The 24,850-nt window shown below is 49.7% G+C and carries 21 protein-coding genes; 9 read left to right on the plus strand and 12 right to left on the minus strand.

Translation table 11 applies throughout. The features are described from left to right. Positions 1-39 precede the first annotated feature (39 nt). A complete protein-coding gene (locus ACOQOZ_RS01100; RefSeq protein WP_420590439.1) occupies positions 40-786 on the plus strand; it encodes a substrate-binding periplasmic protein in 747 nt (248 codons plus the stop codon). A gap of 2 nt (positions 787-788) precedes the next feature. Here the strand turns inward: ACOQOZ_RS01100 and ACOQOZ_RS01105 are convergent, their stop codons facing one another. The 5 genes from ACOQOZ_RS01105 to murI all read right to left on the minus strand — a co-directional run bounded on the left by ACOQOZ_RS01105 (position 789) and on the right by murI (position 5,399). Then, positions 789-1,532: an SDR family oxidoreductase gene (locus ACOQOZ_RS01105; RefSeq protein WP_420590440.1), complete on the minus strand. Its 744-nt coding sequence runs from the start codon at positions 1,530-1,532 to the stop codon at positions 789-791. Positions 1,533-1,613: 81 nt separating this feature from the next. Continuing rightward, positions 1,614-2,210, minus strand: coding sequence for a chalcone isomerase family protein (locus tag ACOQOZ_RS01110; protein ID WP_420590441.1), 597 nt, complete (start codon positions 2,208-2,210; stop codon positions 1,614-1,616). Between the two features lie 232 nt (positions 2,211-2,442). Further along, positions 2,443-3,879: a cardiolipin synthase gene (cls, locus tag ACOQOZ_RS01115; RefSeq protein ID WP_420590442.1), complete on the minus strand. Its 1,437-nt coding sequence runs from the start codon at positions 3,877-3,879 to the stop codon at positions 2,443-2,445. A gap of 42 nt (positions 3,880-3,921) precedes the next feature. Further along, positions 3,922-4,473, minus strand: coding sequence for a GTP cyclohydrolase I FolE (gene folE / locus ACOQOZ_RS01120; RefSeq protein ID WP_420590443.1), 552 nt, complete (start codon positions 4,471-4,473; stop codon positions 3,922-3,924). Positions 4,474-4,577: 104 nt separating this feature from the next. After that, positions 4,578-5,399 (minus strand): glutamate racemase, encoded by an 822-nt coding sequence (murI, locus tag ACOQOZ_RS01125; RefSeq protein ID WP_420590444.1) that lies wholly within the window; start codon positions 5,397-5,399, stop codon positions 4,578-4,580. Positions 5,400-5,531: 132 nt separating this feature from the next. On the opposite strand from murI, the gene ACOQOZ_RS01130 reads away from it, so the two are divergent. The 8 genes from ACOQOZ_RS01130 to ACOQOZ_RS01165 all read left to right on the plus strand — a co-directional run bounded on the left by ACOQOZ_RS01130 (position 5,532) and on the right by ACOQOZ_RS01165 (position 16,268). Beyond that, on the plus strand, positions 5,532-6,527 hold the full coding sequence (locus tag ACOQOZ_RS01130; RefSeq protein WP_420590445.1) for a GGDEF domain-containing protein: 996 nt from the start codon (positions 5,532-5,534) through the stop codon (positions 6,525-6,527). Positions 6,528-6,592: 65 nt separating this feature from the next. After that, a complete protein-coding gene (ppk2, locus tag ACOQOZ_RS01135) occupies positions 6,593-7,420 on the plus strand; it encodes a polyphosphate kinase 2 (protein ID WP_420590446.1) in 828 nt (275 codons plus the stop codon). Positions 7,421-7,451: 31 nt separating this feature from the next. After that, a complete protein-coding gene (locus ACOQOZ_RS01140) occupies positions 7,452-7,679 on the plus strand; it encodes a hypothetical protein (RefSeq protein WP_420590447.1) in 228 nt (75 codons plus the stop codon). A gap of 134 nt (positions 7,680-7,813) precedes the next feature. Then, positions 7,814-11,320, plus strand: a complete 3,507-nt coding sequence (gene smc, locus ACOQOZ_RS01145; protein WP_420590448.1) for a chromosome segregation protein SMC — start codon at positions 7,814-7,816, stop codon at positions 11,318-11,320. 187 nt (positions 11,321-11,507) lie between these two features. Beyond that, on the plus strand, positions 11,508-12,887 hold the full coding sequence (locus ACOQOZ_RS01150; RefSeq protein WP_420590449.1) for a cell division protein ZipA C-terminal FtsZ-binding domain-containing protein: 1,380 nt from the start codon (positions 11,508-11,510) through the stop codon (positions 12,885-12,887). Positions 12,888-13,018: 131 nt separating this feature from the next. After that, positions 13,019-15,115, plus strand: coding sequence for an NAD-dependent DNA ligase LigA (ligA, locus tag ACOQOZ_RS01155; protein WP_420590450.1), 2,097 nt, complete (start codon positions 13,019-13,021; stop codon positions 15,113-15,115). 25 nt (positions 15,116-15,140) lie between these two features. Then, the gene (locus ACOQOZ_RS01160; RefSeq protein ID WP_420590451.1) at positions 15,141-15,785 is read left to right on the plus strand and encodes a hypothetical protein; all 645 of its coding nucleotides are present in this window, start codon (positions 15,141-15,143) and stop codon (positions 15,783-15,785) included. A gap of 153 nt (positions 15,786-15,938) precedes the next feature. After that, the gene (locus tag ACOQOZ_RS01165; protein WP_420590452.1) at positions 15,939-16,268 is read left to right on the plus strand and encodes a DMT family transporter; all 330 of its coding nucleotides are present in this window, start codon (positions 15,939-15,941) and stop codon (positions 16,266-16,268) included. Here ACOQOZ_RS01165 and ACOQOZ_RS01170 read toward each other — a convergent pair whose 3' ends face one another. The 7 genes from ACOQOZ_RS01170 to ACOQOZ_RS01200 all read right to left on the minus strand — a co-directional run bounded on the left by ACOQOZ_RS01170 (position 16,269) and on the right by ACOQOZ_RS01200 (position 24,640). Beyond that, positions 16,269-17,237: a diguanylate cyclase gene (locus ACOQOZ_RS01170; RefSeq protein WP_420590453.1), complete on the minus strand. Its 969-nt coding sequence runs from the start codon at positions 17,235-17,237 to the stop codon at positions 16,269-16,271. It abuts the gene before it with no gap. A gap of 185 nt (positions 17,238-17,422) precedes the next feature. Next, positions 17,423-19,093, minus strand: a complete 1,671-nt coding sequence (locus ACOQOZ_RS01175) for a BatD family protein (RefSeq protein WP_420590454.1) — start codon at positions 19,091-19,093, stop codon at positions 17,423-17,425. Continuing rightward, positions 19,087-21,201, minus strand: coding sequence for a VWA domain-containing protein (locus tag ACOQOZ_RS01180; RefSeq protein WP_420590455.1), 2,115 nt, complete (start codon positions 21,199-21,201; stop codon positions 19,087-19,089). The genes ACOQOZ_RS01175 and ACOQOZ_RS01180 overlap by 7 nt, the downstream gene beginning before the upstream one ends. After that, on the minus strand, positions 21,201-22,208 hold the full coding sequence (locus ACOQOZ_RS01185) for a vWA domain-containing protein (RefSeq protein WP_420590456.1): 1,008 nt from the start codon (positions 22,206-22,208) through the stop codon (positions 21,201-21,203). Before ACOQOZ_RS01185 ends, ACOQOZ_RS01180 begins: the two co-directional genes overlap by 1 nt. Further along, on the minus strand, positions 22,208-22,735 hold the full coding sequence (locus tag ACOQOZ_RS01190; protein WP_420590457.1) for a DUF4381 domain-containing protein: 528 nt from the start codon (positions 22,733-22,735) through the stop codon (positions 22,208-22,210). The genes ACOQOZ_RS01185 and ACOQOZ_RS01190 overlap by 1 nt, the downstream gene beginning before the upstream one ends. Then, positions 22,732-23,673 (minus strand): DUF58 domain-containing protein, encoded by a 942-nt coding sequence (locus tag ACOQOZ_RS01195; protein ID WP_420590458.1) that lies wholly within the window; start codon positions 23,671-23,673, stop codon positions 22,732-22,734. The genes ACOQOZ_RS01190 and ACOQOZ_RS01195 overlap by 4 nt, the downstream gene beginning before the upstream one ends. 7 nt (positions 23,674-23,680) lie before the next feature. Next, positions 23,681-24,640 carry an AAA family ATPase gene (locus ACOQOZ_RS01200; protein ID WP_420590459.1) on the minus strand — a complete coding sequence of 320 codons (960 nt, stop codon included), beginning with the start codon at positions 24,638-24,640 and terminating at the stop codon, positions 23,681-23,683. Between the last annotated feature and the right edge of the window lie 210 nt (positions 24,641-24,850).

Raw genomic sequence — 24,850 nt, forward strand, 5'->3', positions numbered from 1 at the left:
TATATACGAAGAATCACTTACCTCCTGCTGTTGTGCTGCATGCTCCCGGTTCAGGCACAGACACTGCGGGTTATTAATGACGTCTGGCCGCCTTTCAGTGATGCCTCCTTGCAGCAACATGGTTTGATCCCGGAGTTACTGAGCCTGATTTTCAGTGATCAGGACTATCAGATCAGCTATCAGGAATACCCCTGGACGCGTGTATTACGGATGGCTCAGGCAGGGGAGGCCGATATTATTTCCGGCCTGTGGTACACCGACGAACGCTCGGAATATTTGTTATACAGTAATCCGGTTTACGTCAGTCAGCTGAAGTTCCTCAAACGCGCCGATGATGACTTTAATTATCACAACGACCTGGAAGCGCTTCGTGGCAAAATCATCGGTATCGTTTCGAACTACCAGTACGGTGAAGATTTCTACGACGCCGACTATTTTCTGCGCCAGCCTGCACGCGATCTGCACGTTAATATTGATCGGTTGATTCATCGGCGTGTTGATTTAACGCTGGGCCTGGAAGGCGTGTTAAAAGCCGCTATTGATCAACTTCCGCACGAGCAACAACAACAGCTGGAGCTGGTGGATACTCCGCTGAAAAGTGTGCCGGTGTTTATTGCCTGTGCCAAAGCGAATAAAAACTGCGAGCGTATTATTACAACCTTTAATGACAAGCTTGAGCGTTACAAAGATTCCGGCGTTTATACTCGTTTGGTGGGTAAATATGGCTTACATAAAAAAGGCCACACACGTTTGTGTGCAGCCCCTGACAGTAACGACAAATGCTGAGGTCAGAACACTTTAGAAATAACCGAATCCGGTAATTTCGGCATCACACCTTTTAAGATCGCCCATGGCCAGGACGGCACAGTTACGTCTTTTTTGCCTTTAGCGATGGCTTTGATCATCGCTTTTGCGGCTTTATCCGCTTCGATAACAAACGGAAATTTTTCCATGTTGTCGGAAATATCGGTGTTAATAAAACCAGGGTGAATGCAGGTCACTTTAATGTTTTTGGTAAACAATTCAGTGCTGACGGCCTGTAGGTAATTGGTTAATGCTGCTTTGCTGGAGGAGTAGGCTGCACTGCCTGGAATACCGCGGAATGCGGAGAACGAAGAGATACCCACCAGGTGGCCTTTTTTCTGCTCCCGGAAAATAGCAACCGCAGCATCGATGGTCGCGATAGCGCCAAGCAAATTGGTGTTGATAATGCGGATATCTTTGTCCAGCTGGCCATTGCCGGTAGGGCGCACATCGGTAATACCAGCATTGGCGATAACAATATCCAGCTGGCCGAGGCGCGATTTAAGGCGTCCGAATACATCAGCAACGGTGTCCAGTTGCGCAACGTCGAGGCATTCGTAAATAAATTGCTGGTGAGGATATTGGTTTTGCAGTTGTTCGCATAACTGCTGCAGCTTGTCTTCACGGCGGGCACAGAGGGCGATGTCGCAACCTTTGGCAGCGTATTGCCACGCCAGTGCGGCACCAATACCGGAGGAGGCTCCGGTAATTACAACTTTTTCAGACATATCAGACCCTGATTTTTATTAGTAGGTGGTGATGCACCTAAGGGTCTGATATCAACCGGTCTGTGTAAAGTGCGAAAAGCGTCAGTCTGCGGCTAACTGGCCCTGATTGTAATCCAGGATTTCTTCTTTGAAGCGGCGCGATACCGGGTTTTCGCCAACCCAGATTTTTAACAAGGCGTCGTACAGGTCTTTACCCGGTAAAATACCTTTTACTTCGCCTTTAATTACCACCCGGGAGCCTACGCCGGGAACGTAATCGACATAACCTTCATCGCCACGTTTCATTTTTGAATCAAACATTTTGACTAACTGGTCGAGGCGGTCTTCAAGTTGGATGGCTTCCTCGCGGGACACGTTCAGCTGCAAGGCATCGTACATGGCTTTTGCAATTCGGCGGCCGGAAACCCGATTGACCAGAATATGATAAATAATGCGTTTGTAACCCTCGTCGCTGACGATGGCTTCAGCGCTGTTTGCCGGGTTTTCCATATAGAGCAGGCCAACATAAGTATCGACAAGATAATAGTAACTACGGATGGATGCACCGTTGAGGTGAAGCTGGGGTTGTTCAGCAACCGGGGAAAGAATTTCAGAAAATTCGGTATTGGCTATGGTGCGTGCCTGGCTTGCCAGAGAAAGGAAACTCGCAGCCAATATACATGTCTGTAAAAGCTTCATCGACGTACCCTCGTATAGTTATTTTTATGCTCCTTGCAAACTTCAAGGTAGTCGGATTTAACATTTTGATCAAATAAACAGCTTATTTCAGCTTTTATTACGTCGTTGTTACGTAACGGTGGTGGTCATAAATATAGTATTTGGCCGGGCTGGAATGGCCAGTCTAATTGCAAAGTGTTAAGTCGATATTATGAACACTCAGTCAATCAAACCTCTGTTAATCAATCAGTTGTCAGAGAATCGGAGCGCTTAAACGTGCTGTTTTCGTCAGCAAACGTTTAATGCGGCTGCTATCCACCGCCATGGGTAATGATTGTTCCAGATCTTGTTTCAGCATGGTTTCAACCTGAGTCGCAAACTTCTCATCGCAGATGAGTGCATTGGCTTCGAAATTAATCCGTAACGAGCGGTTATCCAGATTAGCGCTGCCAATTGAGCTCCAGTGCTGATCAATCAGCAGTACTTTCTGATGCATAAAGCCGGGCTGGTAACTGTAAAACTGCACACCACAAGGACTGAGTTCTTCGACGTAACTGCCCATCGCCTGCTGTACCAACCATTTATCGGTATTATCTGGCAGAATAACTCGGACATCCAGGCCTTTTAATGCCGCCAGTCGCAGCGCCGACAGAGTTGCGATATCCGGCACAAAATACGGTGTCGCAATCCATACGCGGTTTTTGGCCTGGTGAATTAAATGACTGAAAAACAGGCTGGCGCTTTCCTGGCTGTCAGCCGGACCGGTATTAATACACATTACCGCGCTGTTGTTTGTCTCGCCGTTTGATTCGTTGCTGGTTAAATCACTGTTTACTAAATCATTGGCGGGCAGTGGTTGCCATTTTAATCGCGGTAAATATTGCGTTGCCCAGTACCAGTCTTCAATAAAAGACAGTTGAAAAGTTAATGCCGACGGGCCACGAATCTGCAGATGAGTATCGCGCCAGTGATTATTCTGATAGAGGTATTCATCTCCCAGATTAATGCCACCAATAAAACACTGCTCGCCATCAATCAGCATTAATTTGCGATGATTGCGGAAATTAATCTGCAATCGATGACGCAATTGCAGGGCATTAAATCGGGAAATACGAATACCGGCATCGGCCATGGTCGTTAAAAAGGAATTTTTCAGGCCGTGGCTGCCAATCTCGTCGTAGAGAAAATACACCTGCACACCTTGTTGCGCTTTTTCGATTAACGCATCAGCCAGTCGCTGGCCGGAGGCATCGTCCCGGACAATATAAAACTGTACGCAGATAGAGTGACTCGCTTGCTGGATGGCGTGTTCCATAGCCGCGAAAGTTTGTTCGCCGTTAATCAGTAACTGACACTGATTGCCATGAGTCATTGGCAGACGAAAGAAATTATAAAGTGGTTGAGTAATGGTATTGGCACGACTGGCAAATGGCATTAATGAATGGCGAATCTGATGGCCCAGCGCATTTAGGCGTGCGTCACCACGGCGGCGAGCAAGGCGATAACCGTGAAATCTGCGGCTGCCGAACAACAAATACAGTGGAATGCCCACCATAGGAACAAAGATCAGTGCTACGATCCAGGCGATGGTGCCCTGGGCGGTGCGGCCTTGCCAGATGGCGTCGAGAGCAAAGGCGATGCCTAAGATATAAAGGAAGAGGGTGGCTAACCACCAGTCGGATACAATCATCGCAGCTCCGTGTTTGTTGCTGCGATGATTATCAGAGCAAAGTTACATACCAATCAAGCGCATAAATTCACTGCGGGTTGCCTGATTGTCACGGAAAGCACCTTGCATCACGGAAGTACGCATCATGGAATTCTGCTTCTGCACGCCGCGCATCATCATACACATGTGTTTCGCTTCGATGATGACACCAACGCCACGACAGCCGGTTACTTCAGTTACGGCATCGGCGATTTGTTTGGTCATGTTTTCCTGAATCTGGAAGCGACGGGCAAACACGTCAACGATGCGGGCGAATTTCGATAAGCCCAGTACTTTGCCGTTTGGCAGGTAGCCGATATGGGCTTTACCCAGAAACGGCAGCATGTGGTGTTCACACATGGAATAGAATTCGATGCCTTCGACCACCACCATTTCATCGTTGTCACTGGTGAATACGGCACCGTTGACCACTTCTTCCAGGCTGGTGGTGTAACCGCTGGTCAGATATTGCATGGCTTTGGCGGCACGTTTTGGCGTGTCTAATAAGCCTTCACGGTTAACGTCTTCGCCCAGTTCACTGAGAATCTGGCGGTAGTGTTGATCAAGGTTCGACATGAAGTTTCCGTTATTCGGTTGCTGGCTCGATAAATACCTGAGTATTTTACTCAAAAATTAAAAAGTTATACAACGACTAGTTGCATGTATAAGAATTTCCGGTCTCAGCACGGCAGTGATCCTACATCCTGCAGCTCGCCCAGCTGGCACAGAAAACGTTCGGCTCCGGGCTGGTGCGATTGAGACGACGTCCAGTGCAGATGGATACCAGCGTCAGACAACGCAGGTTGTTCGGACACCTGAGATCGAGAGGTTGCCGCGGGCGACAGGTGTAACAAAGAGGCGACCCGGCGGGCAATGGCTTCGCCAGAATCAATCCAGCTGATATGAGGCCAGTGCTGGCTTAACTGCTGCTTCAGCAATGGGAAGTGGGTACAACCAAGCACTACATGAGACATTGCCGGGTAGTCGTTAAACCAGGGTTGCAGGTGATCTTTCAGCTGATTCAGCGGTTTGCCATCCAGCAGATAATCTTCAGCCCACTGCACCAGCTGTGAGCTGCCAAAGCGGTCGACATTGCAATGTTCGGCGAAGTCCTGAATCAGGTCCTGGATATAAAGGCGATCGACCGTTGCCGGTGTTGCCAGCAAGCCAATATGGCCGCCCTTAGCCAGTTCTGCCGCCGGTTTAATCGCCGGTACCACGCCCACAATCGGAATGTTGATATGCTGGCGTAGCTGCGGCAAGGCCAGGGTGCTGGCGGTGTTGCAGGCAATCACCAGCAGGTCCGGTGAAAACGCAGCAACCGCTTGCTGGCAAACCTGTACCACCCGCTGTTGCAGCGTATCGTCAGGCTTCAGTCCATAAGGAAATTCGGCATCATCCATCAGGTAGCGCAGTTCCAGCTGTGGACAGAGCTGGCGGACTTCCGCCAATACGCTGAGGCCACCAACACCAGAATCAAAAAATAAGACGCTTTGAGTCATATCGCTACGGGATAAATGAAAGCGCGGGAGTCTAGCAAAGAAACGTTTTTTTTTCCGCCAATTTCATTGAATGGCAGGTGAAATTGAAACGAGCATCTATACTGGTTTAATCGATAAAGGAGCTGTACCCGCGTGGATCTGACGGAACTGCTGGAAAACGCTAGGCGCAATGAAGCGCTGCTAAAGCGACTGCAGGCTTTTGAACTACAACTACTTTCCTGCCAGACTTGGCTGGATTTTCTGACTCTGCTGCTGGAGGGCTTGCCCGACCAGTTTGATCTGGACGCCGCCACGCTGAAAGTCTGTGATCCCGACGGCGAGTTAAAAGCCGCTATGTTACAAGCCCTGGATATCGACCAGGGTGTACTGCTGAATCAGCTCGAATTCCAAAGCCGGGTTCCGATCATTGAAGCCCAGGCCGTGACACCACCACCACCATGGAAAAGTGGCCTGGCGCTGCCTTTGATGCGCAACGACCTTTACCTCGGCCAGCTGCGCTTATATTCCAACAGTAACGATCGTTTTCAGCCGGGTATGGCGACCGATTTTATGCAACATCTGGCAGCGGTTATCGCTGCCTGTCTGGTAATGGTGAAGCAATCGGAAGAGCAGGCCAGGCTGGCTTTGACGGATCCGCTCACCGGAGCAGAAAACCGCCGTGGTTTTGAGCGGGCTTATTGTCGTGAATGGTCACGGGGTCAGCGTCAGTATCATGTGTTTGCCATGATTTTGATGGACATTGATCACTTTAAACAGGTGAATGATGTTCACGGTCATGGCACCGGCGACCGGGTGCTGAAACACCTGTGTAAAACCCTTAAGGGGGTGATGCGGCCAACCGACCATGTCGGTCGATTAGGTGGTGAAGAATTTGCGCTGATTTTACCCGGTTGTCAGCCCGACCAGCTGGATGCTGTTGTGTCCCGTGTACAAAAAGCCATTCATGGTATGGAAGTTAAAAATGACCACGGGAAAGTGGTCCCATTAACGGCTTCCGGCAGTTATATTTCCGTCACTCCCCGTCCTCATCAGGAGCTGAAACTGGCTCAGGTTCTCGACTTCCTCGACAGCTATTTATATCGCGCTAAAAAACAAGGCAGAGACCGCTTTTTAAGCGTCGAACAGTGATATGCATCAAGCCCTTTTCTGAGCGTTGTATTACTTTATGGGTAGTGCAAAAGAAAGGAGGGAATATGTCAGAAATAATCGAACATCCGCCGCTGATTGTGCCGGACACAGAAATCGAAAAAACCCCACATTTGCCGTACGGTGAGCGTATTTCCCGTGCCCAGTATGAAAAGGAAAAAAAGCAGCTGCAAATTGAGCTGTTAAAAATGCAGGGTTGGGTAAAAGAAACCGGACAAAAAGTTGTGATCCTGTTTGAGGGTCGTGATGCAGCCGGTAAAGGTGGCGCCATTAAACGTTTTATGGAACACCTGAATCCTCGGGGCGCACGCGTTGTCGCACTGGAAAAACCCAGTGATACGGAAAAAACCCAATGGTATTTCCAGCGTTATATTCAGCATTTACCAGCCGAAGGCGAGATCGTTCTGCTTGACCGTTCCTGGTACAACCGTGCGGGCGTAGAACGAGTGATGGGCTTTTGTAAAAATTCAGAATATCTGGAATTTATGCGTGAAGTGCCGGAGCTGGAGCGTATGTTTGTTCGTTCCGGAATTCATTTATTTAAGTTCTGGTTCTCGGTCAGCCGTCACGAACAATTACGCCGTTTCCAAAAACGCCAGGTGGACCCGCTGAAGCAGTGGAAACTGAGCCCGATCGATTTAGCTTCGCTGGATAAATGGGAAGATTACACCGAAGCCAAAGAGGCCATGTTCTATTACTCAAATCATATGGATGCACCATGGACCGTGGTTCGTTCCGACGACAAAAAACGTGCCCGTCTGAACACCATGCGCGAAGTATTAAATCGCCTGGATTACACCAATAAAGCACCGGATCTGGATCTGACGCCTGATCCGCTGATTATTCAGCCTGCAACTCAGGCGATGGATTGTTAATCCGCCAGGAAATGTAACAGGAGACGTTGTTATGCATGATCGTCCACACAAAGCACACGCTGATCGCATCGTGAAGCAGTTTCGTGAAGAAGTTGGCGAAAAGATATCGGCCGATGTGAAAGACAAAGACTTCGATGGCCTGTCGGTGATGATTGAGTCAGCGCTGAATACCGCCGTAATGGATGCGCTAAACGCAACCGTATCGGAAATTCAGGACCTGGCGGATCATACCCGCAAGCGGGCAGCCGGTGAGCTGTAACGCTCTGAAGTTGTTGACGCAGGCACAATGATTAAAAGGGGCGCTTAATGCGCCTCTTTTTTTGCCTGTTTTTCTGTCGGTGGTAAACTGCCGCTTTCATTCTCTGACTGCTTCACAGGAAAGATCACACCACTATGCGCTTAAAAGCGATCAAACTGGCGGGCTTTAAGTCCTTTGTTGACCCAACAACCGTGCCTTTCAGTACCAATATGACCGGTATTGTTGGCCCTAACGGTTGTGGCAAATCCAACACCATTGATGCGGTGCGTTGGGTTATGGGTGAAAGTTCGGCCAAATACCTGCGTGGCGATGCCATGACAGACGTGATCTTTAACGGTTCGGCTGAGCGTAAACCGGTCAGTAAAGCCAGTGTTGATCTGATTTTTGATAACTCAGACGGCACTCTAAGAGGCGAATACGCCAGCTATAACGAAATCAGCCTGCGTCGTCAGGTCACTCGTGATGGCCAGTCGAGTTATTACCTCAACGGTACTAAGTGCCGCAAAAAAGACATTACCGATATTTTCCTGGGCACCGGTTTGGGACCTCGTTCCTACGCCATTATTGAGCAGGGCATGATCTCGCGGCTGATTGAAGCTAAGCCGGAAGAGTTGCGGGTGTATGTTGAAGAAGCGGCGGGTATTTCTAAATACAAAGAGCGCCGTCGTGAAACCGAAAACCGCATGCGCCGCACCAATGAAAACCTTGAGCGTTTGCAGGACATCCGCGAAGAGCTGGAGCGCCAGCTGGCACACCTGAAACGTCAGGCGGATGCGGCGGAAAAATACAAAGAATTAAAGTCTCAGGAACGTGAGAAAAAAGCACAGCTGCAGGCATTAAAATGGCAGATTCTCGACAAAGATTATCAGCAGCGTCAGCAGCAGATTTCTCAGCATCAGGTTCAGTTTGAAGCCCATACCGCGGCTCAGCGCAGCGCCGATGCGGAAATTGAAGCGTTACGTCTTGAGCACACCGATAAAAATGATGAATTCAGCTCAGCCCAGGCCAAGTTCTACGATGTGGGCTCTCAGATTGCTCGTCAGGAACAGAAGGTTGAGCACCAGGCGCAAATGGCGTTGCAGCTTGATCAGGAAATGGCCGAAGTTGAAAAGTCGATTCTTGATACCCAGCGCTCGTTAGAAGAAGACCAGCTGCAACTGGAAACCATTGCCGAAGAAAAGCTGATGCTTGAGCCGGAATTGGAAATGCTGCTGGCCGGTGAAGAAGAGTCCGCTGAAGCGTTAGCCATTGCCGAAGAGAATCAGCAGCAATGGCAGGAGCGTTGGGAACAATTTACTCAACGTGCCAGTGAGCCAACCCGTCAGGCAGAAGTGGCCCAGACGCGGATGCAGAATATCGAACAGCAGCTGTCCCGTTTGCAGCAACAGATCGGTCGATTACAGGATGAAAAACGCGAGCTGGCGGACAACCCGGAACTGGAAGAAATCCAGTTACTGCAGGAAGAAGTCAGCGAACAGGAAATGGCGTCCGAAGGCCTGCAGGAAAAAACCGACACTCTGCAGCAGCAGGTCAATCAGTCCCGTGAAGATCTGGAAGCCCGCCGTCGCCAGTTAGAAGATGGCAAAAACCAGCTGCAACACTTTATTAATCGCAAAGCGACTTTAGATGCGCTGCAAAAAGCGGCTTTGGGTGAAGGCTCGGAAGCGGTTAGTCACTGGTTGGAAAGTCATCAGTTGGCGCGTAAACCTCGTTTGGCGGAACAACTCCATGTGGAAGACGGTTGGGAACGCGCGGTTGAAACCGTACTGGGCGATTATCTCCAGGCGGTGGTGATTGATGACCTTGATCCAACTCAACACTGGCTTGGTAGTTTAAAAGAGGGGCAGCTTGCTCTGTGGCAGGCTGCACAAAACAATTCGCCGGCTGGTTCTGCTGATTCACTGCTGAGCAAGGTTCGCAGTGAACAGGATATATCGGGTTTCTTGTCCCGGGTGAAAACCGCGAGCGATTTACCCCAGGCATTGGCAATGCGTTCTCAGCTGAATGCCGATGAATCTGTAATTACCCCCGAAGGCATCTGGCTTGGTAAGCAGTGGTTGAGAGTGGCGAAAACTGCCGATGGCGAGGGTGGTGTACTAGCCCGTCAACAAGAACTGGAAACTCTTGAAGAACAAATCGAAGAGCTGGATATTCAGGTTGAAGAGTGGGAAGTGGATCTCGAAGCCGATCAGCTCAAATTGCGTTCTGCTGAACAACAGCGCGAAGTGGCCCAGCGTGAATTACAACAAGCCAGCCAACAGTTAATTCATCTGAAGTCGCAGCTATCCGGTAAGCAGGCCCGTGCCGAGCAATTTGCTCTGCGTGGTGAAAAGCTTGATCAGGATATTGCTGAAACCCGCGATCTGCAGGAGCTGGAGCGCGAGTCGCTGGAAGAAGTGCGCTTGCAATGGCAGGAAGCCATGTCGGCGATCGATGAAGACAGCGGCGAACGCGAGCGCTTGTTAGCCGATAAAACTCAGGTTCAGGTGGCGCTGGATCAGGCACGTATGTCTGCCGGACAGAACAAAGATCATAGCCATCAGCTGCAGTTAAAAGTGCAGAGCCTGGCAACCAAAGAGCAAAGTCTGAATCAGGCAATTGAGCGCCTGGCAGCACAAATGCAACGCCTGCGTGAACGTCGTGGTCAGATTGAGGCCAATCAGAGCCGCGACCATTCCGTCGATCTGGAAGAATTAAAAGCCCAGCTGGAAGAATTGCTGGAGCAAAAGCTGGTGGCAGAGCAAGCCATGCAGGCCGCCCGCCATGCATTGGAAGCGGTTGATAGTCAGTTGCGTAAGCTCGAACAGCAGCGTACCGATGCCGAGAAAAAAGCACTCGAAGTTCGCAATGAACTGGAAAAAGTACGGATGGAATGCCAGGCGCTGGATATCCGCCGTCAGGCGTTGGTCGAGCAATTACAGGAAGAAAAACTCAGCCTCGAGCAAGTGTTGGAAACTATGCCGGAAGAGGCCGATGCCGACACCTGGCAACAGGATTTACAGCGTATCGCCGAGCGCATCCAACGCTTAGGTGCAATTAACCTGGCGGCCATCGAAGAATATAAAACTCAGTCGGAGCGTAAAGTATACCTGGATGCACAACACGCGGATCTGGAAAAAGCGCTGAGTACGCTGGAAGGCGCCATTCATAAAATTGATCGTGAAACCCGCACCCGCTTTAAAGAAACCTTCGACAAAATGAATGCCGGTTTGGCGGAGTTATTCCCGAAAGTATTTGGCGGCGGCCATGCGTCACTGGAATTAACCGGCGATGATTTGCTGGATACTGGTGTGGCGATTATGGCGCGCCCGCCGGGTAAGAAAAACAGCACCATTCATTTGTTATCTGGTGGTGAAAAAGCACTGACAGCAATTGCCTTGGTGTTCTCGATCTTTCAGCTGAATCCAGCGCCTTTCTGTATGCTGGATGAGGTTGATGCGCCATTGGATGATGCCAATGTTGGACGTTATGCGCGACTGGTAAAAGCCATGTCGGAAAAGGTGCAGTTTATTTACATTACACACAATAAAATCGCGATGGAAAAGGCATCCCAGCTGATGGGGGTGACCATGCACGAGCCTGGTGTATCACGTTTAGTATCAGTAGATGTCGAAGAAGCGGCGGAAATGATCGACCAATAATTGGCATGCCAGAGAATTGGCTCAAAAACTGTAAAATTCATCACGAAAAAGCAGGGAAAGTCGCCCGTAGGTCTGTCATCGACTCCGGGCTTATGACACACTTGTCTGTTGATCTACTCCGTTAGTGTTACCGGTTTTTACGGAGTGTGAGTAATCGTCAACGTGTTTAAAAAGGCTAGGTGCAATTATGGAATGGAGCTGGCGTACCGTCTTAATCCTGATTGGGTTAGTGGCGATGGTAGCAATCCTTATTGATGGATTCCGTCGTATGCGTCGCGCGCGTGCTGAAGCACTGCGTCTCGATGTTTCAGAAGATTTTAAGTTCCCGGAAGAAGGTTATAACCCTGAATTACCGGGCGAAGTGCGTGTGGTGGGTGGTATTGCAGAGCAGGCCGCAGCTGAGCCACCGCCAGAGCGTCCAGAACTGCAAAAGTCCGAGCCTTCGCTGGATGATATTCCTGCTTTTACTGCGCTGGAAGATGAGCGCGAAACGGTTGCGGTCGATATTGCAATTAATCGTGAAGATATCTCAGCGGCTTCTGCTACAACATCTGAAGCAGCGGTTATTGAAGAAACGGCTGTTGAGGCGAGCAAAGAAGCCGATGATCAGCCCTCTCTCAGCGTCGATAGTGAAGTATTGTCGACTGATCAGGATGCGGTAGCTGAAACCTCTTGTGACGATAAATCACTGGCACAGCCAAATTCGCCGTTAATTCCGAAAGCTAAGCCAGTCAATCTGGATGAGCAGGTACCTGTTCTGCTGGATGTTGAAGAGCTGGGCGACGACACCGACGTTGTGTCAGATACCGTTTCCGATGTCGCTTCTGAGCTCGTTAAAGCTGAAGCAATAGCTGCTGAAGCAGATACGATTGCAGCTGACAGCCTGATTGCTGAACAACCAGTTTCAGCCAGCGAAACTGAAACCGAGCCGATGGTGGCCGAGTCAGCACCGGATTACGTCGCGGAATTGGAAGACCCTCAGCAGATTGAAGATCCTCATCTGGAGTTGGAAGCTGAGCCACAGCAAATGGCCGAATCATTTGCAGAAACGGCACAGATTATTACTCATCCAGTGAATTTTGCGGGTGCGGATGCAGAAGTGTTGGCGCATCGCCCACCTGCCGAAGTGGTACTGGTTATTCATGCTATTGCCCAATCGGATGAAGGCTTTAAAGGCAGTGATTTAATTTACCTGTTTAATTCCTGCGATTTACGTTACGGCGAGAAAAACATTTTCCACCGTTTTGAAGAAGCAGACGGTGCTGGCAATATCCAGTTCTCAGTATCACAAAGCCATGAACCTGGTATTTTTGAACCGGGTAAAATGGTTGACCAGCAATTCCGTGGATTAAGTTTCTTTATGAGCCTTCCGGGTGCAAAACGTCCGCTGGAAGCTTATGAAGCCATGTACGAAATGGCGATGGTGGTTGCCCGCAATCTGAAAGCCGACGTGTTGGATGAAAGCCTGAGTGCACTGACGCCACAAACGGTTGAAGCCAACCGGGAAGAAATTATGACCTTTGAACGTCATCAGCATCTGATGATGAAAAAACAAGGTACGCGCTAATTAAACGCGCTTTGATAATTAATATCGCAAGCACTGTTGGTGCAGTGAGTTTTTAAAAAGCAGCAACAGGATGATGCGGCGGCTTAAAAATTCCTGCATTAGCAGTTGCTGAATAACACTAAAAAGCCGCTATGACTCAGCAAGATGATCTTTTTTCAACCGCCGCAGATTCTGCGGCGGTTGACGTTTCAGCCTCTGAAACCACGCCTGCAATACGTGCCAAAGAACTGCGCGATCTGCTCAACGAATATAATCACCAGTATTACGTACTGGATAATCCTTCGGTACCGGACGCGGAATACGACCGTCTGCTACGCGAGTTACAGGATATCGAGCGTGAACATCAGCAGCTAAGAACCGCTGACTCACCAACTCAGAAAGTGGGTGCGATGCCGTTATCGGCGTTTGATCAGGTGAAGCATGAAATGGCGATGTTATCGCTTGATAACGCCATGAATGCCGAAGAATTTGCGGACTTTTACGCCCGTGTACAAAAGCAGTTGAATACCACAAATGATATCGAATTTGCCTGTGAGCCTAAATTGGATGGTGCTGCGGTCAGTATTCTTTATGAAGACGGTGTGTTGGTACAAGCTGCCACACGAGGTGATGGTCAGACTGGTGAAAATATCACCCAAAATGTTCGCACTATTAAAAACGTACCGTTAAAGCTGGTAGGGAATTATCCACAGCGTGTCGAGGTGCGTGGTGAAGTCTATATGCCTCTTGATGGCTTCGACGCTTATAACGAAAAAGCGTTGGCCGCCGACGAAAAAGTGTTCGCTAATCCACGTAATGCGGCAGCCGGGTCTTTGCGTCAGCTGGATTCAAAAATCACCGCAAAACGCCCGCTGGAATTCTGCTCCTACGGTATTGGTGTTGTTAGCGATGATTTTGATATGCCAGAAAACCTGAGTGGTATTTTCCAGCAGGTAAAAAGCTGGGGCATTAAAATTAATGACGAGTTAACCGTTGCCAAAAACTTGGTGGAAGCACAGGCATTTTTCGACGGCCTTGGTGATAAGCGTCATTCATTACCCTACGAAATTGATGGCACGGTTTTCAAAGTAAACAACCTGGCGCTGCAACAGCAGTTAGGATTTGTTGCTCGTGCTCCACGTTGGGCAATTGCTTATAAATTCCCGGCCGTAGAAGAAATGACCGTGCTGGAAAATGTTGATTTTCAGGTAGGTCGTACCGGTGCTATTACGCCGGTTGCTCGTTTAAATCCGGTTAAGGTTGCCGGTGTTATTGTCAGCAATGCAACACTGCATAATGCCGATGAAATTGCCCGTCTCGGTGTAAAAGTTGGCGATACGGTGATTATTCGTCGCGCCGGTGATGTGATTCCCCAGGTTGTATCTGTAGTGCAGGATCGCCGTCCAGAAAATGCAGAAGATATTGTTTTTCCTGAAACCTGTCCGGTATGTGATTCGGAAATCGAACGGGTAGAGGGCGAGGCCGTTGCTCGTTGTACCGGAGGCCTTGTGTGTTCAGCACAGCGCAAAGAAGCGATCAAGCATTTTGTATCGCGTAAGGCTCTGGATGTTGAAGGGTTAGGCGACAAACTGATCGACCAGCTGGTCGATCAGGATTTAATTCATTCGGTTGATGACTTATTTCATCTGACGCTGGAGCAATTATCCGGACTGGAACGTATGGCGGAAAAGTCGGCTCAAAACGTTCTGGATGCATTGGAAAACTCAAAGAAAACCACGCTGGGTCGTTTTTTGTACGCGTTAGGTATTCGTGAGGTCGGTACGGTCACCGCTAACAACCTGGCTGCTCATTTTGGTTTTCTGCAACGCATTATGGATGCAGATAAAGATACCCTGATTAACGTGAATGATGTTGGTGAAATAGTTGCCAGTCATATTGTTAATTTTTTCGCCCAACAGCGTAATCGCGATATCGTTGAACAGTTGCAGCTATCTGGCGTGAGTTGGGAAGAGAAGGAGCCTGTTGCCGCCGCAGATGATGCACCGTTAAGCGGTAAAGTCGCTGTAATCACCGGGACGCTGGCCAGTATGGGGCGTGATCAGGCGAAAGATTATCTGGAGCAACTGGGCGCTAAAGTAACCGGCAGTGTATCGAAGAAAACTGACTTTCTGGTGGCGGGTGAAAAAGCCGGTAGTAAGTTAACGAAAGCGCAAAGTCTGGATGTTGAGGTTCTGGATGACGATGCCTTTATGGCATTATTGGCAGAACATGGAATTGAGCACGTTTAGCGGCTTTCTTAAAAAAGGTTTATTCATGATCCGTCGAATATTATTAATGTTGCCAGTGGTTTTGCTGGCTGCTTGTTCTACACCTCAGCCGAAAAACATCGGCGATGTGTGTGAGATATTCGACGAGTATTACGATTGGTATAACGCTTCGAAGGCGGTGCAGAAGAAATACGGTATTCCGATTTCCGTCACCATGGCGTTTATCCATCAGGAATCCAAGTTTATCGATGATAACCGCCCCCCCAGAGAATGGTTCTTATGGATTATTCCCGGGCCACGGCCTTCGTCTGCGTACGGCTATGCTCAGGCGCTTGATGGTACCTGGGCCGAATATCAGCGTAAAACCGGTAATTGGGGAGCTGACCGTGATGAGTTCGAAGACGCGGTAGATTTTATCGGCTGGTATAACACCAATACCATAAAGCGCACCCGGATTAAGTCTCACGATGCTTATCGCCTGTACCTAGCTTATCACGATGGTGCTGGTGGTTATCTGCGTGGCACGTATAAAAAGAAACCCTGGCTAATGAAGGTCGCGAAGAAGGTAGAACGCCGTTCCAAGCTGTATCAGCGCCAGTTGGTACAATGCCGCGATGATCTGGAGAGCGGCTGGTTGTGGCGCACCTTATTTGGTGCTGAAGATCAGTTGCTCAGGCCGCCATTAGGCTGAGCCTGCTTTGTTGCTTAGATAGGCTGGCCCGTCGGGTCATGTATTCTGACGACATAATTATGCCAAAAGTATCAGGGTTACAATTTTCCGATTGCAGCAATCCCGGCCACTGCTAAGTTAAAAGTATTGGTCAGATATGGAAGGGATTGCCGTATGAACTACCACTACTTAATCATCACCATCGTTGCCGAAGTTATCGCAACGAGTGCACTCAAAGCCACGGATGAATTTACCCGCTTTATTCCCAGCCTGATTGTGGTGGTGGGTTACGCCATCGCTTTTTATTTTTTTACTTTAACGCTGCGTACCTTTCCGGTTGGCGTCGCTTATGCCTTGTGGGCCGGATTGGGTATCGTACTGGTGGCATTGGTCACGGCGATTTTTTATCGCCAGATGCCAGACTGGCCGGCCATTGCCGGTATCAGTCTGATTATTTGTGGGGTGGTGGTGATTCAGTTGTTTTCGAAAACGGCCAGCCATTAGTTAATCGCGGCGGCGGCTTCTTTTATCTTCGTACATCTTTTCGTCGGCCAGCTGAATCCAGCTTTCAAGTGGCCGGCTGAGATCATTCATTTGTAATAAACCAAAACTGACACCAGTACGAATATCGCTGTATTGCGCCAGGTGGTGTTTTAATTGCTGATCAATGTCCTGACAGCTTTTGGCCAGTGCATCCAGATCGTTAGTTTCTGCCATTAACAGAAACTCGTCGCCGCCGATGCGGGCCAGCACATCGCTGCTGCGAAAATGTTGTTTTAACGATTCCGCCAGCGCTTTTAACAAAGCATCTCCCTGTGGGTGACCCAGTTGATCGTTTACGGTTTTCAGGCCGTTCATATCCATATAAATCAGTGCCAGACTGGCGTCATTGCGTTTCGCCAATTGAATACGCTGCTCGGCAACGGTGGTGAAACCACGACGGTTATATAAACCGGTGAGTTCATCGGTCATTGCCAGAGCACGAAATTGATCAAAATGATCCAGTAACGCCAGATCGGCCTGCACAATATCCCGGAACTGGCGAATCAGTTCGACATAAGGCTCGTCGTAATCGGTAATCGCAAAATCCATGACACAAATGGTGCCGAACGGTTTACCGCTGGGCCAGAATATCGGCACCCCGAGATAAGAGTTGAAACCATCTTCGGAAACTTCCGGGTTGGTCAGCCATTCGTCTTCCTGCGTCGCCGCTTTAACATACAGCTCCTGGCGTGTCTGAACGATTTTGCGGCAAAAGATATTAGTGTCCGCCGGAATGATGCCACCAACGCTGTAAGGGTTTTCCTCTTGCTGGCTTGCGATCGTAACCTGATAGCCTTCTTCTGTATGTTGCACAATAAACCCTGCCGGAGCCTTAAACAGGCTGGCCATCAGGTTAACGGTGCGTTGCCATTTGGCAAAAGGCACAAGTTCCAGTGGTTGGTCGATTAACCACTTTTTCGGATCGGGCATGGAAACCTCAGAGTTGTACTGCGTGAGCAGTGAAAATAAAAATATTACTCACAAAGCATAGCTGCTGTATCAGATTCTGAGACTAATGGATGAGTAACTAACCTGCAGGCATTATTGGGGTTTTAGTCGCCTGAAGAAATGACCTCAGGCAACCACGGGCGTTAATGCCGCATTATTTGGGCTGTTCAGGAATACAAAGGCTTAAGGGAGTGTGATTCCTGGTCACCCAAGGCAGGTTCCAGTGCCTTCAGCAGCGCGAGCAGGTTGGCTCCGTTAAAGGCACTGTTTGCTGTGCCGTTGGCATAGAGCAGGGCATCCAGCTCGGCTAATGCGGCGTTGAGGCGAGGGTTATTGTGTAAGGTCTGAATCTGATCGAGTCGCACAATATCATCTCGCTGAAAGCGAGCCGACGCCCATAGGATGACGGCCGTGCGGATTTGTTGCGCATCATTTTGCTGGCAGGCTTTTTTCAGTTCTTTCCAGCGCTGTTTATCGCTGACGATTGGCGGCAACGATTCTTGTGTTTCAGGATCGCGGTTTTTCTCCCGCCAAAGCAGGTAGGCCAGGATCAGATTCGATAAAAACAGCACACAGGTCGCAATAATCCAGTAACCATTTGCGGGCCCGGTGACCATTTCGCTGTTGCTTGCCGTTGTCACGTCGTTGCTCTGAACCGGAGGGATGGTTTCTGGCTGGGTATTCGTCGCCGGTTGTACCTGAATGGTTCTGGCTGGCAATACGGCGTATTCCAGTGTGCCTAATCGGGTGTTCCACCAGGGAATCCGGACTTCCGGCAGTACCAGTCGGCCTTCGGCGGTAGGCACAATCGCCATGGATTGCTGCAGCGTGCCCTGAATACCACTTTCATTCATGCTTTCACTGTTATCTGACTGATCCGGGTAATAACGGATTTTATCGACCACCGGCAGGGCAATCGCGGGAATCTGGCTGCCGCTGAGGCCATTAGCCGTGACTTTGATTGTACGGGTCACGGGTTCTCCCACAGTCCATTGTGACTGGTCTCCGTTACTGAACGTCTCACTGATTTTCAGTCGGCTGGTGGGTAGCCAGGGCGCCTGAGGGTAGTTGGCTGGAATTGGTTTTATCGTCAACTGCACCGGTTTGCTGACAATGCCAGCCTGGCGTCCGCGACTCCAGCGATCGTAAGGGTTGGTTACGCGGGCATTAAATCGTTGTCCCGGGATGACCAGATTGCCACTTTCTTCAGGAAAAATAGCGTATTGGCGTTCGTAAACTCCCAGGCGTTGGCCATCGACAACGGTCTGATAAGAGCGCACTTCAGACAGGGGCTGAACACGGGCGTCTGTTACCTTGAAGTCTGACAGGCTAGGGTCTTCATGATTGACGCTGTAGAACAGTTTCTCTTTATAGATAATTTGGCCTTGAACGTAATAAGGACCTTCACTGATTTCGACATCAAAAAAGAATTCCTTTTCCAACTGTTTTTTCACCGCTGCCGATAACGCGCTGACATTCATAGTGATTGCCTGAGTGCGGCTGTTCTTAAAACTGATGGCAGGAATCGTCAGCTTACCGGTGCGTTTAGGCGTCAGTGTGAGCGTCCATTCGGTAAAGGATTCAGTGCGGCCATTAACTGAGCGGAACTGGTTGGAGCGTTGCTGGTTTAATACCTGAAAATCACGTTCCAACGGTGCTAAATCAGGTGAGCCAAAACCGACTTGTTCGCCATAACGCAACATCAGAGCAAAGGTGTCGTTTTCGCTGATGTTTTTACGATCGACACTGGCGCTGAAGGTCGCTGCCCAGCCGTGTTGGCTGATCAGTACGCTGGATAAAAAAACTAGAGTTAGTAAATAACGCAGAGGGTTTACCATAACACGTCCTCTTGTTGTTCTGCCTGGCCACCATCTTGCTGGCGATACTGATATAGAAATTTCCGTTGCAACAAATTGCCCGGATTATCCGGAATTCGATTAAGCCATTGCTGCATCGCAGCTTGCTCTTCACGATTCAACTGCGATTCCTGAATTTGCTGCTGCGTCATTGATGTTGGATCTGCAGCACTTTGGTCCGACTGCTGTTCACTGCTGCTGTTTTTTTGTTGTGTTGCCGATGGCGACTGTTGTTCGCTTTGCGGTTGCGCGTCCTGTGATTGTTCGCTCAGTGCTTGCTGTTCACCATCTTTATCCTGCTGCTGGTCCTGTTCTGCCAGTTGCTGTGCTTTTTGTTCTGCAGCTTTTTGTTCGGCAAACGCGTCATCCTGTTGCTTATTAACAGCGCTGGAATTTTGCGGCTCACCTTGCTCGCCGTTGTTCTGATCGCTTGGATCACCACTTTGTTGGCTTTGCTGCTGAGACTCGCCGGACTGCGATTGGTTTTGCTGGCTGTCTTGTGAATTCTGCTGTTGCGAATCTTGTTGCTGAGACTCTTGTGTTTGTGAAGAATCACCGCTCTGATTCTGATCACTATCCTGCGGCTGGCTGTTTTTATTTTGCTGTTGTTGGTTTTGTTGTTGCTTCAGAGCCTGCTCAACAAGCTTGCGATTTTCGGCGGCATCGGAAAAATCCGGTTGTTGCTGTAACGCTTCATCATAAGCGTCCAGGGCGGCTTGCAATTCTCCGGACTGGGCGAGGGCATTGGCGTAGTTATAACGGCCGTTTGCACTGTTATTGTCGGCGAATGCCCGTTGTGCCGCTTCAAAGTCACCCGCCTGATAAGACGCAACGCCTTGCCAATCCGGATTTTCAAAACGCTGTGCTGCAGCGGCAGGGTCGCTATTTAATAACTCTGCACCTTGCTGGTCCGGGGTCTGCCACAGGTTCTGCCAGAAGCTTGTTTCCTGTTCCGTTTGTTGTTGAGCCGCTTGCTGTTGAATTGCATTTTGCTTATCCGTTGAGGCTGTGTCATCAGCCCAGGCTGGAGCCGGATTCATCGCCGGTAATACCAGCGCTGGCAATAACAACCAGCTGAACAGCACGCCACGACGGAAGAGTAATAACGTCACCGGCAGTAACAGGAAGATTAACCAAAAGCCCTGGTCAAACCATTGATCAAATTGTTTGCTGTCACCGCCGCCGGAAAACTCTGACTGCGTTTCATTTGTGGTTTTAGGTTGCAACAGTTGTTGCCAGTCTTGGTCGTCGTAACGAATCGGTTGCCACGCAACATTCAGTTCAGACACCAGCTTGCGAATCGGTTGTAAATCGAGTTTGGGCAAGACGATGTTTCCCTGGCCATCGCGTAAAAAGCCGCTGTTTGGCATAGAAACCGGTGCCCCTTCCGCGGTACCCAATGTCATTACACTGAGTTGGAAACGCTTAGGGTCCAGTACTTTGTTGATGCGCTGAATATCTTTATTAATGATGCCATCGGTGATTAATAATAATCGTGCTTTATTAATACCCGCGTCGGTTACCAGCTTCTGTGCCAGAGCAATAGCTTTGTCCGGACGGCTACCTAGCTTGGGCATAATAAACGGAGAAATCGCAGGTAACAGATTCTCGATGGTGTCACGATCGTCAGTTAACGGTGTCACGGTATGGGCTTCGCCGGAATAGGTCAGCAGCGCGGTCAAACCATCTTTTCTGCCGCGAATAATATCGGTAACTTTCTGGATTGCCCGGGTCGCACGATCTGGTTTAACGTCCTGTGCCCCCATTGATAATGACATATCGAGCAAAATCACCAGCGCGTCCTGATTTTTTTCCACCGGTGTAGGCATTTTTTCCCAACTTGGACCGGCTAATGCGAGAGTTGCGGTTACCCAGGCAAACATGACTAACCATAAGCTGCTGCGGTCGGTTTTTTGTGGTGCATTATCGAGTACATACGACAACAATTCTTCGTCGATGACGTCCTGCCATTGGCCTGCAGTCAGCTTACGTTTAAGCAGTAACAAAAACAGTGCAAATGCTGGTAGCAATAACAATAACCAGTCCGGGCGGATAAAATGAAACTGTTGAATATGATCGAGCAGGCTCATTATTTTCCTCCCGCCGTATTAAAACGCGAAACGATACCTGACTGCTGCAGCGCCAATAACAAACTGGCGATAAATGCCGCTAATAATGGCCAGTGAAACAGGTTTTGCTGTGGGCGGTAAACCTGAGGGTCTTTTTCAGTTGGCTCCAGTTCATCAATAAACTGATAAATCTGTTGCAGCTCCTGACTGTCGCGGGCGCGGAAAAAAGATCCGCCGGTAATTTGGGCAATCTGACGCAGCGTGTCTTCATCCAGGTCGCGAGAAGGGTTTACCCGGCGAGTACCAAAAAAGCTCGGCACTTCCATCAAGTCGGCGCCGAGGCCAATGGTATAAATTTTCACGTTATTTTTAGCGGCGAGTTGTGCTGCTTTTAATGGCTCTACTTCACCCGATGTGTTCGAGCCATCGGTTAATAAAATCATTACCCGGCTGTTTTCCGGATTATTTTTCAGACGTTTTATGGTCAGGCCGATGGCATCACCAATGGCAGTAGATTTGCCCGCCAGGCCAATTTGAGCTTCGTTCATAAATTGTTTAACGGTTTGTGTATCAAACGTCAGTGGTGCCTGTAAAAAGGCTTCGGAACCAAACACCACCAGACCAAGGCGATCTCCCTGACGTTGAGCAATAAAGTTGTTGAGTACTTGTTTCACAATCACCAGACGATTAACCGGGCGATTGTTCAACTGCATATCTTCTTTTTCCATACTCGCTGATAAGTCAACGGCCAACATCAGATCGCGCCCGGAAACCGGTAATTCGACAACTTCACCGGATTGATAAGGACGGGCAAGGGCGGTTAATACCGCCAGCCAGACAAATAAAGGCAATAACCAATGGCGTAATGACGCCTTACTGACACCACTTTGTTGGTGACCAGCCTGGGTCCAGGCATCCAGGTTTGGCACTAATAAGGCGGCCTGCTGAACTTTGGCAGCCGGAATAAATGCACGAATAATCCAGGGCAGGGGAAATAATAAAAATGCCCACGGCCAATGCCATTCCATTAATGTGTCTCCCTGAGGTTGGCGTTTCTGGCTTTGTTCAGCCAGCGTTGGCAATTTTTCACCAAATCCTGCTCGTTGAGCGACGCCACTGGCTGAGCCCGATAAGCACCGGATTGCAGGGCAGTTGTTTGTTGCTCGGTAAATAAGGGAATGCCGGCACTTTTATTAAGAAATTCGGTCCAGCGTTGCTCGGATAACGAAACGGCCTCGGGAAAACGCTGACGACAAAAACGTTTCAGTACGGTATTCACTTGCAGAATCAGTTGCTGTTGGTTCTGGTCGGCCAGCCATTGACTGTAAGCGGAATTTAACAGCTGTCTGGCCTGGCGTTTGTCGCTGTTACAGCGCCACAGTCGTACGGCGGTAAACATTAACAGTGGTATCGCAACGATCAGAATGATGAGCAGCAGCCACCACCCCGGAGCTAATGGCCACCAACTGACGGCCTCGGGTAATTGCAAACCTTTTAACGGCAGCGGGTTAGCCTGACTGGCTGCTGGTGCCAGTTGTAATAATGATGCGATCACAGGCTTCTCCCTGATGCTTGCTGAGTCAGGCCCAGGCCGGTGCGCAAGGAAGTCAGTGGATCATCGTTTGTGGCGATACGAATCAGTGGCACTTTTAAGCGCAACATATGCTGGCGAATCTGTTGCTGCTGTTGGGCAAAGGCTTGTTGGTGTGCTTCCCGTACTGTCTGGGAATGAGTGTCCAGCGCCAGCTTCTGACGTTGATCTGTCAGGTTGTATAGCCCGGGTGGTGGTAACTCAGCTTCAATCGGGTCATGTAATTGCACTGCAATCAGATCACAATGGCGGGTGACGCTGAATAACTGGCGTTCACATTCGGCATCAAACCCAGCCCAGTCGCTGACAAAATAAATTGCGCTGCCCGGACGAGCGACCCGGCGAATATGGCGACATATTTGCTGCATACGTTGATGACTGTCGGCTGGCTGACTTCTCTCAACATCGGCCATGTTATGTAGCAAACTGAGAACCTGTTTGCGACCGGTTTTTGGTCGTAAGTCCACTTCGTGCTGGTCGTTGAAAATCAAACCACCAATGCGGTCACCATTGGCCATTGCCGCCCAGGCAATTAAGGCACTGATGTCTGCGGCTAAGACACTTTTCAGAGCTCTGCGGGTGCCAAAGTGCATGCCTGCACGCAGATCACAAACAACCAATACCGGGCGTTCCCGTTCTTCGCGGAACAATTTGATATGTGGGTCACCGGTACGGGCAGTCACACGCCAGTCCATCGAGCGAATGTCATCACCCGGCTGGTATTCACGAACTTCGGAAAAGTCGATGCCACGACCACGCACGGCAGAGGTATGTGTGCCGGCCAGGTCATTAAGAATACGCTTTTGTTTGTGCAACGGCAGTTGGCTGGCCAGATCACGAAGGGCCACCAGATTCGCTGGTTTGATTTCGGCGCCGGCTGAAAATCGTTGAGTAAAACTCATACTGGCCTCAGGCAACCGCGACGCGCTGAATCAACTCATTAATAACTTTATTCGCCGTCATACCACTGGCTTCGGCTTCAAAGCTCAGTAACAGGCGGTGGCGCAGGACGTCATGAATGACGGCTTGCACATCATCCGGGCTAACGTAATCACGGCCACGAATCCAGGCATGGGCGCGTGCGCAACGATCCAGTGCAATAGTGCCCCGCGGGCTGGCGCCAAACTCGATCCAGCTGGCAAGGTCATCACCGTAGGCTTGTGGTCGGCGGGTGGCCATAATCAGTTGCACGATATATTGCTCAACCGCTTCGCTCATATGCAGTGCCAGCGCTTCCTGACGTCCGGCAAAAATATCGGCCTGTGACAGCTCAATGGCATCGCCGATGTTCTGCTGCATAGCTTCACCACGGGCTAGGCGCAGAATCTGCTGTTCAGCTTCTGCGTCTGGATAATCAATCACAACGTGCATCAGGAAGCGATCAAGCTGTGCTTCCGGCAGAGGGTAGGTACCTTCTTGCTCAATCGGATTCTGGGTTGCCATCACCAGGAACAATTCCGGCAACTGGCGGGTTACGCCGCCCACCGTCACCTGGCGTTCCGCCATGGCTTCCAGTAATGCACTCTGCACTTTAGCCGGGGCACGGTTGATTTCGTCAGCCAGAATCAGGTTATGGAAAATCGGTCCGGCCTGGAAATCGAAGCTTTGTTGTTGCGGGCGATAGATTTCGGTACCGGTGATATCTCCAGGTAATAGATCAGGGGTGAACTGCACGCGTTTGAAGTCACCTTCGATACGATCTGCCAGGGCATTAATGGCTTTGGTTTTTGCCAGGCCAGGAGCACCTTCAACCAGTAAATGGCCGTCGGCCAATAAACTGATCAGAAGCCTTTCCACCAGATGAGGCTGGCCAATGATTTGCTGTTGTAGCGATTGTTTTAACTGAGCAAATCCTTGTTGTTTTGTCATTTGCACCGATTCCTAGAGCCTTGATTTGAAAATGATTTTATTGGATATCGGGCGAGCGTCAATGTTCCCGGCAACAGAAAAACGAAAGATTCGTGGTTTGCGGTAAAGGAGCGTCAAGAAGCGCTGCTTTTGGCCGGTTTTTGTTTTTTAAGTGAGTTTGGCCGGTTAACGCAGCCGATTTGTTACAAGCTGCTACGCTTATTTGTAACT

This window comes from Bacterioplanoides sp. (assembly GCF_965219715.1).
Classification (GTDB): Bacteria; Pseudomonadota; Gammaproteobacteria; order Pseudomonadales; family Oceanobacteraceae; genus Bacterioplanoides.

What these genes read in the sequence shown, in the direction of transcription:
- ACOQOZ_RS01100 (WP_420590439.1), top strand. Translation starts at nt 40, where the DNA reads ATGCTCCCGGTTCAGGCACAGACACTGCGGGTTATTAATGACGTCTGG.
- ACOQOZ_RS01170 (WP_420590453.1), bottom strand. Translation starts at nt 17,237, where the DNA reads ATGCCCGATCCGAAAAAGTGGTTAATCGACCAACCACTGGAACTTGTG.
- ACOQOZ_RS01160 (WP_420590451.1), top strand. Translation starts at nt 15,141, where the DNA reads ATGATCCGTCGAATATTATTAATGTTGCCAGTGGTTTTGCTGGCTGCT.
- murI (WP_420590444.1), bottom strand. Translation starts at nt 5,399, where the DNA reads ATGACTCAAAGCGTCTTATTTTTTGATTCTGGTGTTGGTGGCCTCAGC.
- ligA (WP_420590450.1), top strand. Translation starts at nt 13,019, where the DNA reads ATGACTCAGCAAGATGATCTTTTTTCAACCGCCGCAGATTCTGCGGCG.
- ACOQOZ_RS01175 (WP_420590454.1), bottom strand. Translation starts at nt 19,093, where the DNA reads ATGGTAAACCCTCTGCGTTATTTACTAACTCTAGTTTTTTTATCCAGC.
- ACOQOZ_RS01105 (WP_420590440.1), bottom strand. Translation starts at nt 1,532, where the DNA reads ATGTCTGAAAAAGTTGTAATTACCGGAGCCTCCTCCGGTATTGGTGCC.
- ACOQOZ_RS01110 (WP_420590441.1), bottom strand. Translation starts at nt 2,210, where the DNA reads ATGAAGCTTTTACAGACATGTATATTGGCTGCGAGTTTCCTTTCTCTG.
- ACOQOZ_RS01185 (WP_420590456.1), bottom strand. Translation starts at nt 22,208, where the DNA reads ATGGAATGGCATTGGCCGTGGGCATTTTTATTATTTCCCCTGCCCTGG.
- ACOQOZ_RS01200 (WP_420590459.1), bottom strand. Translation starts at nt 24,640, where the DNA reads ATGACAAAACAACAAGGATTTGCTCAGTTAAAACAATCGCTACAACAG.
- smc (WP_420590448.1), top strand. Translation starts at nt 7,814, where the DNA reads ATGCGCTTAAAAGCGATCAAACTGGCGGGCTTTAAGTCCTTTGTTGAC.
- folE (WP_420590443.1), bottom strand. Translation starts at nt 4,473, where the DNA reads ATGTCGAACCTTGATCAACACTACCGCCAGATTCTCAGTGAACTGGGC.
- ACOQOZ_RS01180 (WP_420590455.1), bottom strand. Translation starts at nt 21,201, where the DNA reads ATGAGCCTGCTCGATCATATTCAACAGTTTCATTTTATCCGCCCGGAC.
- cls (WP_420590442.1), bottom strand. Translation starts at nt 3,879, where the DNA reads ATGATTGTATCCGACTGGTGGTTAGCCACCCTCTTCCTTTATATCTTA.
- ppk2 (WP_420590446.1), top strand. Translation starts at nt 6,593, where the DNA reads ATGTCAGAAATAATCGAACATCCGCCGCTGATTGTGCCGGACACAGAA.
- ACOQOZ_RS01195 (WP_420590458.1), bottom strand. Translation starts at nt 23,673, where the DNA reads ATGAGTTTTACTCAACGATTTTCAGCCGGCGCCGAAATCAAACCAGCG.
- ACOQOZ_RS01150 (WP_420590449.1), top strand. Translation starts at nt 11,508, where the DNA reads ATGGAATGGAGCTGGCGTACCGTCTTAATCCTGATTGGGTTAGTGGCG.
- ACOQOZ_RS01165 (WP_420590452.1), top strand. Translation starts at nt 15,939, where the DNA reads ATGAACTACCACTACTTAATCATCACCATCGTTGCCGAAGTTATCGCA.
- ACOQOZ_RS01140 (WP_420590447.1), top strand. Translation starts at nt 7,452, where the DNA reads ATGCATGATCGTCCACACAAAGCACACGCTGATCGCATCGTGAAGCAG.